A 9,816-nucleotide genomic window follows, 5' to 3' on the forward strand; every position below is an offset into this window, starting at 1 on the left:
TACATCCCCACAACCCGGAAATGTCTCCCGGCAAGAAGAGATCATGAAGCGCAACGACATAAGAAACATAGCGATCATAGCGCATGTCGACCACGGCAAGACAACCCTTGTTGACGGCATGCTGCGGCAGGCGGGTCATTTTCGCGAAAACGAAACCATAGCGGAACGCGTGATGGACAACCTGGACCTCGAGCGCGAAAAAGGCATCACCATCATGGCTAAGAACACCGCGGTCGAATACAACGGCGTGAAAATAAACATCGTCGATACGCCCGGCCACGCCGATTTCGGAGGCGAAGTCGAGAGGACAATGAAGATGGTGGACGGCGTGTTGTTGCTGGTGGACGCATCTGAGGGTCCTCTGCCGCAAACCAGGTTTGTTCTTAAAAAGGCTCTCGAACTGAATCTGCCCTCGATTGTTGTCATCAACAAGATAGACAGGTCCGACGCCAGAATCAAAGAAGTGATCGACGAAATCTATGATCTGTACATCGATCTTGACGCCACCGACGAACAACTCGGCTTTCCGATTATCTATACAAACGCAAAAGCCGGCGCCGCGACCTTGGAGATCGGGCGGAACTCGGCCGACTTGAAATCCCTCTTCGAACTCCTGCTCGAGGCAATTCCTGCACCGGTCGGAGATAAGGAAGATGTTCTGCAGATGCTGGTCGCAAATATCGATTATAACGATTACATCGGCAGGCTTGCCGTCGGGCGTATCTTCTCCGGAACAGTCACCGTCGGCGATCAGGTCGCCATGATCAACAACGCCGGCGATATCATAAAAACGAAGATAACCTCCATCTATACGTTCTCGGATCTGAAAAAGGTGAAAACCGACTCTGCCTCGGCCGGTGAAATCGTTGCGCTGGCGGGACTCGAAGGCATAAACATCGGCGATACCGTTACCGACAAGGAGCAACCGAAGCCGTTAGCCAGGATCAAGGTGGATGAGCCGACCATCTCGATGATCTTCTCCGTCAACAACTCGCCGCTCGGCGGAAGAGAGGGCAGGTTCGTTACGTCCCGCAACATCAGAGAGCGGCTCGAAAAGGAATTACTCTACAACGTCTCGATAACCGTGGACTTTTCCAATCCCGATGCCTTCAGGTTGAGCGGGCGCGGAGAATTGCAGTTGGCCATCCTGGTCGAGATGATGCGCCGCGAAGGGTATGAACTCTCGGTGTCGATGCCGGAAACAATAACCAGGACGATCAATGGCGTCCTGCACGAACCGATGGAATTGCTGCTCGTTGATATTCCGGAAGAGTACGTTGGCCTGGTGACACAGCAGCTCGGCCTGAAAAAGGGACGAATGCAAAAGATGCGCTATGGCGACAATGGACGCGCCAGGCTTGAATTCAGAATCCCATCGAGAGGGTTGATCGGCTTCCGTTCGCAGTTCCTCACCGACACCCGCGGCACCGGATTGTTGAATCACTTGTTCGACGGGCATGAACCGTGGCACGGCCCGATATCCAGACGGCAGACCGGTTCCCTGGTGGCCGACCGTGAGGGCAAGGCAACAACCTACTCATTATTCCGACTGCAATCGAGGGGCACCCTCTTTATCCGCGAGAACACGCCCGTCTATGAAGGCATGATCGTCGGCGAAAATTCGAGAAGTGACGACATCGATGTCAATGTCATCAGAGAAAAAAAGCTGACCAATATGCGGGCCGCCGGCTCGGACGAGGCCCTGCAACTGGTGCCGGCAAGAATACTGAGCCTCGAGGAGTCTCTCGAATTTATCAAAGAAGACGAACTGGTCGAGATCACCCCCCAATCCATCCGCCTGCGCAAAAGAATCCTCCAGGCCAACAAAAGACCCAGAACGAAAACCAAACCAACCAACGGCACTCTCGACTGAGGGCTGAATCAGGGATCATCGTGAGGCCATCCAGCTGATCCACATTCCCTTTCAGTCTGCGTGTATCCTTTCAAAAAGAGTCTTCTCGATTTGGCGACGACTCTTGAAATTCCACCAAGCGCGGGGATCGGTGTTCCGCGGCACTTCGAACCTTAGAATGCCAGATTGGCCGGTTTGCGGAATTGCCCCGCATTTTTGCAAACAAATTTCCATTGACACAACGAATATTTATGATAAAATTATTTTCTAATCTCTTCCGTTCGGCAATTGGCGCGACTCACACTTTCCGCGAAAGGAGGAACCGGCCCTTTCACGTCACGTTGTTTCACGGCTTTTTCTGATCCCCTTTCACTATGGCCGCAGGAATCTGAAAAGGGAGATACTGCCATGACTAAGATATTCTTTCTCCAGCTGCGCGCTCTCGTCCTTCACTCATCACTATCAACTGTTGTCGCTGTCTTTTTGATGTTCTGCGGCGGGTCTGCCGTAGCCGAGACCCAGAGTTATGATTTTGTTATTGCCGCATTTGAGGATGACACCTATAGCAGCAGAGGGATCACTCCTCAAAACAAGGTCTACAGCTATGAGCAATGTATTGGCACGTGGGGCGGTTTTAAATTCAGTTCCTACTGGAGATGGGATTTGGGCAGCGCATTTCCAAGCGCAATCCCCAAAAATGCGGTTATCAGAAAAGCCTATCTGGAACTTACCGGCTGCTTCAATTCAACGGTTCCTGTGAAGAGCACTTTCCGGGCGCTCGTGCCGGATGGCAAGTGGGAAAAGAACGGCACGTATCCCGGGTTCCATGAAAATAATTATTCGGCCTATGGGCTTGATAGTATCCCCGTTATGGGGACACAGATGGACTGGTACCTGGCCGATGATTGGACGTGGTTGTCCGTTCACCGCAGCCCCGACATTTCGAATCTGGTCCAGCGATTTGTCAGCGACGAGAGATACGATCCGGCCGTTCCGGATAAAAGCTACTTTGGCCTGAGGTGTTATTTTATAGAAAGTTATGGGGCCAGTTCAGCGTATCGCAGAGCATATGCACAACTGGATCCTGATTATTATGATCCTCCTCTTGCTCCTATTGCCGACTATCTCTTGCCCAGATTGCATGTCGAATGGGATGATGAGGAGGCGCGGGAAAATCCAGAAGGAGACGAGTCAACTGACGTTTTTCAAGTCGCTGACATACATGACGATACTTTCCTGATCTGGGGGCCGTGGGATGGCAACGGCAACTACTACAATGATAACGGGTACTATTACACGGGTTGTACTCAGTATGATTATGAGCACCAGATTAACGGCCGCCTTGATTTGAACTGCGCCCGCTGGAGATGGATACTTGATCCAATAACGCGTGGAGCTGTTATCAAGTCCGCAACTTTGAAGGTAACGGGATGGCATGAACAGCCGCCTTACCCAGCAGGAAGCTTTCCTCCCGGCCCGGGGTATCTTGATCTTTCAGTTTCTCACCTTGTTCCGGACGGGATTTGGGACAACAAAACCGGCGACGGTTTCGAAGATTACGGCATGTGCCTGCTGCCCAACGGTATACCCGGATTCGGAAATGTTACGGAGGAGATTCTCCCGATAATACCCGAGTGGACCGAATACACACTACCCCACAATTTAGGCAGCTTGGTGCAGAATTTTGTGAACAGCACGTGGGACGACTCTTATAATTTCTTTAATCTTCTTGAAGATCGCCATTATGAATACGCAAAAGGCGATTATTTTGGGTTGGCTTGCGGGACAGGCGGATGGAAAGACAACGTTTTTCAAGGTCTTACCAGACTCTCTGTCACTTGGGCTCCTCGTGAGTTCTTCAGCGCAACATACTATATGAAAAACGAGACCGAGGGAGATCTGGTGGATCAAGAGGATAGAGATGATTATGAAGATACTTTTTCGGACGGCATCAACAATAATGTGTATTCAGAAACAGTGCAAATCGGGAACGGAAAAAAGGGGTACTGGAGGTTCGGTTTGAGCGTTCCCAAGTACGCCGTTATTCAGAAGGCGTCTCTAATATACACGATCCCCGAGGGATCGTTCCAACTCGAAAACCCGGTTTTTAATACTCTTTATGCCCATTGTTGGGGCTGGCACGAGAACACTGGATGTACCACTTGGCACGGAAGCGCCGGCTTCAGGAAAGAATTTTTAACGGGCACCGGCACAAATGTGAGCTGTTATCCGACGGCAGCTTATCTTGAAGCAATTTGTCGCAATACCCGCTCGACGACGGAATACGAAAGTTGCACCATCACAGATGATCCTCATAACAGCGTGGACATTACGAAGTTGGTGCAGGCCTGTGTCGACCACGGCCACTATGAGCCGGGTGAATATTTTGCCATAGCGCTCGACAATGCCACGAATAGTGTCGAAATACCCGAAAATTCGCTGGCCGTTTATGTTGAGTGGCTGATGCTGTTCAAACATTGATAATCATTCCTGAATTCTTTAACCGCCTCATTGTCGTTAGGCATGGCATCGCGACTGATTTGTCAGTCGCGATGCCTTTTTACCGATCGTTTCGAACATCACTGGCCAAGCCCGCCTCTTGCGTCAAGTGCAGTTGATCTTTCCCTCCGTTTCCGCTAAATTAAAGGCTGCGTTAGTGACCAACTCCAGAACAAGCTTGTATCGTTAACGGCATTTTCGGCTTCTCGTTTGGATCGTCCTTTCTTTGGTACTAAAAAGAGGAATGAATCGAAATGGTTGGAAGATGTTATCTCGCACTTGCTGTAGTTTTGGTTTTAATTGCGCCTCTGTTCTCTGTCGCCGCTTACGGACAGGAGCAGGCGCCTGTTTGGGCGGTCGAGCGGGCGCGGGAGTGGGACATTTTATTCGACGGCACTTCCGGCTGGACCGGCGCCGACGGAATTTATTCGATTCCGCTGTCAGGCGTGGAAGCCCATGGGAGCGCCGCCGAAACTCACACTATTTTTGTATTCAGCGATACCTTTATTGGGGACGTCGGCACGGATGGCAGGCGGCTGCGGGGGACCACCATTGTCAACAATACCGGTGCGCTTCTCCGGAGCGGCGAGCCGGAACCTGACAAAATCAATTTCATCTGGGAAGAAGATGAAGAGGGAAAGGCCGCTGCCTTGTTCGTGCCGAATACTCCCGCCGCTCAGCCGGGCGATTGGTACTGGCTGTGCGATGGCGCGTCGATCGGCGGCAAAATATATCTTTTTGCAATGCGCATGAGGGAAGGCGACGGCGGCGCGTTCAATTTCGCGGTCGATGGAGTTGCGCTTTTGACATTTTCGCCCGATGCGCCCGACCCGCTCTCTGAATATACAGAAGTTGACACGCCCCTGTTTTATGTTCCTTCAGACGGTAGAGGCGATATCATCTTCGGGAATGCAATCATGCCGAACACGGTTGAGGCCGAAGCGCCTGCTCCGGACGGATATGTTTACATTTACGGCCATCAGAATGATCCCTATAGCAAGAGACTGGTCGCTGCGCGCGTTCTGCCGGAACATTTCGACGATTTTTCGATGTGGCGCTTCTGGGATGGGTTTGCCTGGTCGCCGGATATCGGCACCGTTGCTCCTCTGGCCGGACGGATCTCCTCCGAGTTCAGCATGAGCCCGTTGCCTGACGGACGCTTCGTTCTCGTGTTTCAGTTCGACACCTTAAGCGATTATGTCGCCATTCGTGTCGGTTCCACGCCTATCGGGCCGTTCGGACCTATCATAAAGATATGGCTTTGTCCCGAGCCGGCCCTCGATCCGGACATTTATACGTATAACGCCAAGGCGCACCCTCACCTGTCGCGGCCGGGCGAACTGCTGATCAGTTACAACGTCAACACGCTCGACTTCTGGGACCATTTCGCGTATGCCGACATCTATCGGCCGCGGTTCATCCGCATCCGTCTTGGTCTGTAATCCATTTCGCCGGCGTACCGAAAATGATTGGAGGAAAATATGGACCTCAAGCTGATGGAAGAATTCCTCAATAAATGGAAGAAGTATTTCAAAAACGCAGATCTGCCCTTTGTCTTTTACTACTCGAATGATGAAGCATATGCCGAAAACCTGCGCCCGGTCGAGGGGCACGTCTGCATGATCGGCCAGCTCGGCCCTGTCACGAAAGGGAAAATTCTCTCGTTCTCACAAGAGACCATCGGCTGTTTCGGCGGAGTGCGCTATTCCGGATTTCCCGCCCCGGAATTTCCAAACTTCAAATATTTCCTCTCATACGGGATTCCGGGCGAGCTCGAAGGCGAACGCTATAAAAAGACGCCAGAACTGGTCGAGCAATATGTGACAGACATGCCGATTGTGCCTGCGGAAGGCAAATATCTTGTATTCAAGCGCTGGGACAAACTGACCGAGAACGATGACCCGCAGGCGGTCGTCTTTTTCGCGGCCCCGGACGTTCTTTCCGGCCTCTTTACGCTCGCCAATTTCCGCACACTCGACCCGCAGGGCGTCATCGCTCCATTCTGTTCCGGCTGCGGCAGCATCATTAGCTATCCGCTGGCCGAGCGAAGCCGGGAAAACCCGCGGGCGGTCGTCGGGATGCTCGATGTCTCGGCGAGACCGTTCGTTAAAGAGAACATTCTTTCATTCGCAGCGCCGATGAAAAAATTCCTCCAGATGATGAAAGATATGGACGAGAGCTTCCTGATCACCGGCTCGTGGGATAAGGTTCGCAGGCGTATCGGAAGAGCTAAAACGGGCAAATAAAGAAGGTCTTGTGCGGGCATCGAAGGAAGGAGGGGATCTTCTAACTTCTTACAAAGCTGCAAACGGATTCGACGTGCGCCGTGTGCGGAAACATGTCCAGCGGCTTGGCTGTCTCGAGACGGTATCCGCCGGCGACAAACATTTTGGCATCGCGCGCCAGCGTGGCCGGATCGCACGAGATATAGACTACTTGACGCGGCGCCATCTGCAAAAGCTTACGACGCGCGGCGGTTGATAAGCCTTCGCGGGGCGGGTCCAGCAACACCAATTCAGGTTTGGCGCCCTTTCTTGTCAATAAATCCAGAGCGTCCTCAGCAGATACAGGCATTATTTCGACGTTTTTGCGATCAATCAAATTGTGCGCAGCGTCTTCCGCCGCAGACCGATTTGCCTCGACCGCCACAAGTTTTCTCACCTTTTCCGAAAGAAAGAGCGAAAAAACTCCCACTCCGGCATAGAGTTCAACTGCATAACTGATCTCGGTTCGGCTAATTGCTTTCATTGCCTCGTGGACAAGAGCGGGCAGCAGGAGTGTATTAGCCTGAAAGAAGGAGTCGGGACCGACGCGAAAGTTTTTACCTTCAACTGAATGATTCGAATACTGCTCCCCCCACAAAGGGATTATTCGGGAACCCGCTTTGGCGACCGCTCCCGCCACATCCAGACTTTTCTGAAATCTTTCAATCACGTTTGCTTCCGGCGCGACGTTCACATTCAGTGTCAGAATCACGCGCGCATCCGCATCCTCCGTTATCTGAATTTCCGAAAGCCCGGGTAGAGGATAATCCGAAACAAAAGAGCCGAACTGTTCCAGACACCGGTTAATTCCATCCGTCAGCATCGGGCAGCTTTTCAGAGGGATAACCTCGTGGCTGCGAGACGTAAAGAAGCCAACCCTGCCTTTGTCATAGTGAAACCGCACCCTGCTGCGATATCCGGTGTGGGCCGGCGAGGCCGAACAGGAGAATGCCTCCATAGAGCAGATGCCGGCGATGCGTCTCAGCGCCTCTTCCAAGAACTGCCGCTTACATTCCAACTGGTGAGGATATGAGAGATGCTGAATCTGACAGCCACCGCAACGCCCATAGTGTGCGCAGAATGGATCGACTCGCGAGGGGGCAGCATCGATCATTTGACTGATAGTGCCCCATAAAACCCCTTTGCGAGCCGGCGCGACTTCAATCAGCGCTTCATCTCCGGGCGCGCCGTAAGGCACGAGCACCACCCGGCCATCGAGCCGACCCAGGCCATAACCTCCCGAGACGATTTTCTCTATTTTTATTTTATGTATTTGCATGCTTCCCGGCGATCCGGTAGTGCGGAATTTGCGCGAATGCGGGGATCGGAAGCGAATGAAATCCTCAAGTAAATTATAAGCTTTCCTTTGTTCTCGATCAATGGGCAGAGCTGTGCGAATAAAATTCGCACCAACCGATGGCGAGCCGGCACGGTAGGGCCGAATTCATTCGGCCAATCTCTCGAGATGTCGTCGGTGGTGGCCAGCGCAGTCGCCAGGTAAAAGAGAAGTCGGGCGGGTCCGACTTTTCGGTCCGACGTGTTTTGCCTGTCAGACCTGCCTTTGGCACGCTGAATAGGCGCGCCTAGCGGGGGGAAACTTCGGGTGGCGCGGCGAGTGACTTTATCAAATTTCTTTTGGCGAAGGGGAAAGCCCAAAAGAGGACGCGAAGCAGATTGAGCCTTGCCGTCATGTGCCAGTGCAGGCGGCGGCTATGGGCGGCTCTCCATACTGTTTCGGCTACCTCGACCGCCTCGACCCGCACGCCCATCCGTTCGACGCTGAATGCTTTCGTGGCGGCATCAGTGATAAGGGGAGTTCTGACATACGGAACGAGGATGTCGCTGACTGTGATCCCGTACTTCCCAAGCTCGATTTCGAGCGCCTCGGTGAGCGCTTTCACGGCGTGTTTTGTCGCTGAGTAAACGGCCAATTCGGGAATACCGTAAATTGCGGACGCCGAGCACATGCTTATGATGCGGCTGCCGGGCGTCTGCTTGAGGTGCGGCAGGCTCGCATGTATACAACTGAGTATCCCTTTGAAGTTGATGTCGACGGTCAAGTGCTGGTCTTCAAGAGTGATATATTCATTTGGGCCCATTTTTGCGATCCCGGCATTGTTGAAGAGAACGTCCATCCTGCCGCCGGTAGCCTCGGCAAAGGAATGCACCGCCGCCTTCACGCTCGCGGGGTTCGCCACATCCATCGTTTCTGTGCAACAATTGGTTTCACCTACCTCGGCCTGGAGCGACAGGAGGCCCCCTTCGTTCAGGTCGAAGATGCCGGCGAACCAGTTGCGCTTCGCAAAGAGAAGAGCCGTTTGCCGCCCGATGCCCGAGGCCGCGCCGGTAATAAAGATGGTCGGTTTTGAAATCATTGTGGTTTCCTCCTGGATTCTTTATAGCAGGTTGCTCTTGTCCAAAAGATCATTCTGGTACGGTCAAGGGTCACAGTGCGTCTCTTATTCGCATCCCACCACGGCCGGCAGTTCACCAAGATCATGGATGAAGCCGTATGCCGGATAATTTACAAACCGTTCTTTCGGGGTCTCGCCGGAAAGGACAGCGACAAATGGAACATTTGCGCGCATCGCGGTCTCCGCGTCGATGATACTGTCCCCGACGTACAGCGAGTGCGCCCTGTTGCTCCTCAACTGCCGGATCGCGCCCAGCAAGCCTTCAGGATTGGGCTTGTACGCCGAAACATCTTCTCCTCCGACGATCACTTGAAAGTACTGCAGGATTTTTTCGCGCTCGAGTATCGGGCGTATCCTGAAGCGGCCTTTCGTCGAAACGATGCCCAGAACGATTCCGCATTTGCTCAATTTCTCGAGCGTCTCCGGGACGGAAGCAAAGAGGATTGTCTTGGACTCCATTACTTCATCAGCGCGTCTTCTGTAGAGGTGAACGAATTCCTCCAGCTTCTCCACATGATCCGCTCCGACCAGGCGCAGAAACATTTCATGAAGAGGCAGCCCTATAATCTGCGGCGCCTTCCCGGCCGAAGCTTCCGGCAGGCCAAGCTCGCGAAACGCGAAGCCGATGCATTCGGTAATCGCGGCCGATGAATCAACAAGCGTGTAGTCGAAATCAAAGAGAATCGCCTCAAACTCATTTTGGACACTTTGGGCTTGGGTTTGGTCAAAAATCTGCAAAAACCCCTTATTTTTTGGGGGTTCGATTTTCCGGAAGTCGAAATGTAGT

At 52.8% G+C, this 9,816-nt stretch carries 7 protein-coding genes; 4 read left to right on the top strand and 3 right to left on the bottom strand.

Features of this window, described 5'->3' with window-relative positions:
• Positions 1 to 40: 40 nt before the first annotated feature.
• The 4 genes from typA to C4520_02185 all read left to right on the top strand — a co-directional run bounded on the left by typA (position 41) and on the right by C4520_02185 (position 6,597).
• Positions 41 to 1,873 carry a translational GTPase TypA gene (typA, locus tag C4520_02170; protein ID RJP25700.1) on the top strand — a complete coding sequence of 611 codons (1,833 nt, stop codon included), beginning with the start codon at positions 41 to 43 and terminating at the stop codon, positions 1,871 to 1,873.
• A gap of 387 nt (positions 1,874 to 2,260) precedes the next feature.
• A complete protein-coding gene (locus tag C4520_02175; protein RJP25701.1) occupies positions 2,261 to 4,333 on the top strand; it encodes a hypothetical protein in 2,073 nt (690 codons plus the stop codon).
• A gap of 272 nt (positions 4,334 to 4,605) precedes the next feature.
• On the top strand, positions 4,606 to 5,793 hold the full coding sequence (locus C4520_02180; protein ID RJP25702.1) for a DUF4185 domain-containing protein: 1,188 nt from the start codon (positions 4,606 to 4,608) through the stop codon (positions 5,791 to 5,793).
• Between the two features lie 39 nt (positions 5,794 to 5,832).
• Positions 5,833 to 6,597: a hypothetical protein gene (locus C4520_02185; GenBank protein RJP25703.1), complete on the top strand. Its 765-nt coding sequence runs from the start codon at positions 5,833 to 5,835 to the stop codon at positions 6,595 to 6,597.
• A gap of 40 nt (positions 6,598 to 6,637) precedes the next feature.
• On the opposite strand, the gene rlmD is transcribed toward C4520_02185, so the two are convergent.
• The 3 genes from rlmD to C4520_02200 form a co-directional block, all read right to left on the bottom strand.
• Positions 6,638 to 7,894 carry a 23S rRNA (uracil(1939)-C(5))-methyltransferase RlmD gene (gene rlmD, locus C4520_02190; protein RJP25704.1) on the bottom strand — a complete coding sequence of 419 codons (1,257 nt, stop codon included), beginning with the start codon at positions 7,892 to 7,894 and terminating at the stop codon, positions 6,638 to 6,640.
• A gap of 304 nt (positions 7,895 to 8,198) precedes the next feature.
• Positions 8,199 to 8,990: an SDR family oxidoreductase gene (locus tag C4520_02195; GenBank protein ID RJP25705.1), complete on the bottom strand. Its 792-nt coding sequence runs from the start codon at positions 8,988 to 8,990 to the stop codon at positions 8,199 to 8,201.
• Positions 8,991 to 9,074: 84 nt separating this feature from the next.
• Positions 9,075 to 9,794, bottom strand: a complete 720-nt coding sequence (locus C4520_02200) for an HAD family hydrolase (GenBank protein RJP25706.1) — start codon at positions 9,792 to 9,794, stop codon at positions 9,075 to 9,077.
• Between the last annotated feature and the right edge of the window lie 22 nt (positions 9,795 to 9,816).

Source organism: Candidatus Abyssobacteria bacterium SURF_5 (assembly GCA_003598085.1).
Classification (GTDB): domain Bacteria; phylum Abyssobacteria; class SURF-5; order SURF-5; family SURF-5; genus SURF-5.

Coding starts and splice junctions, on each gene's coding strand:
- C4520_02185 (RJP25703.1), top strand. CDS start 5,833: ATGGACCTCAAGCTGATGGAAGAATTCCTCAATAAATGGAAGAAGTAT.
- C4520_02180 (RJP25702.1), top strand. CDS start 4,606: ATGGTTGGAAGATGTTATCTCGCACTTGCTGTAGTTTTGGTTTTAATT.
- rlmD (RJP25704.1), bottom strand. CDS start 7,894: ATGCAAATACATAAAATAAAAATAGAGAAAATCGTCTCGGGAGGTTAT.
- C4520_02195 (RJP25705.1), bottom strand. CDS start 8,990: ATGATTTCAAAACCGACCATCTTTATTACCGGCGCGGCCTCGGGCATC.
- C4520_02175 (RJP25701.1), top strand. CDS start 2,261: ATGACTAAGATATTCTTTCTCCAGCTGCGCGCTCTCGTCCTTCACTCA.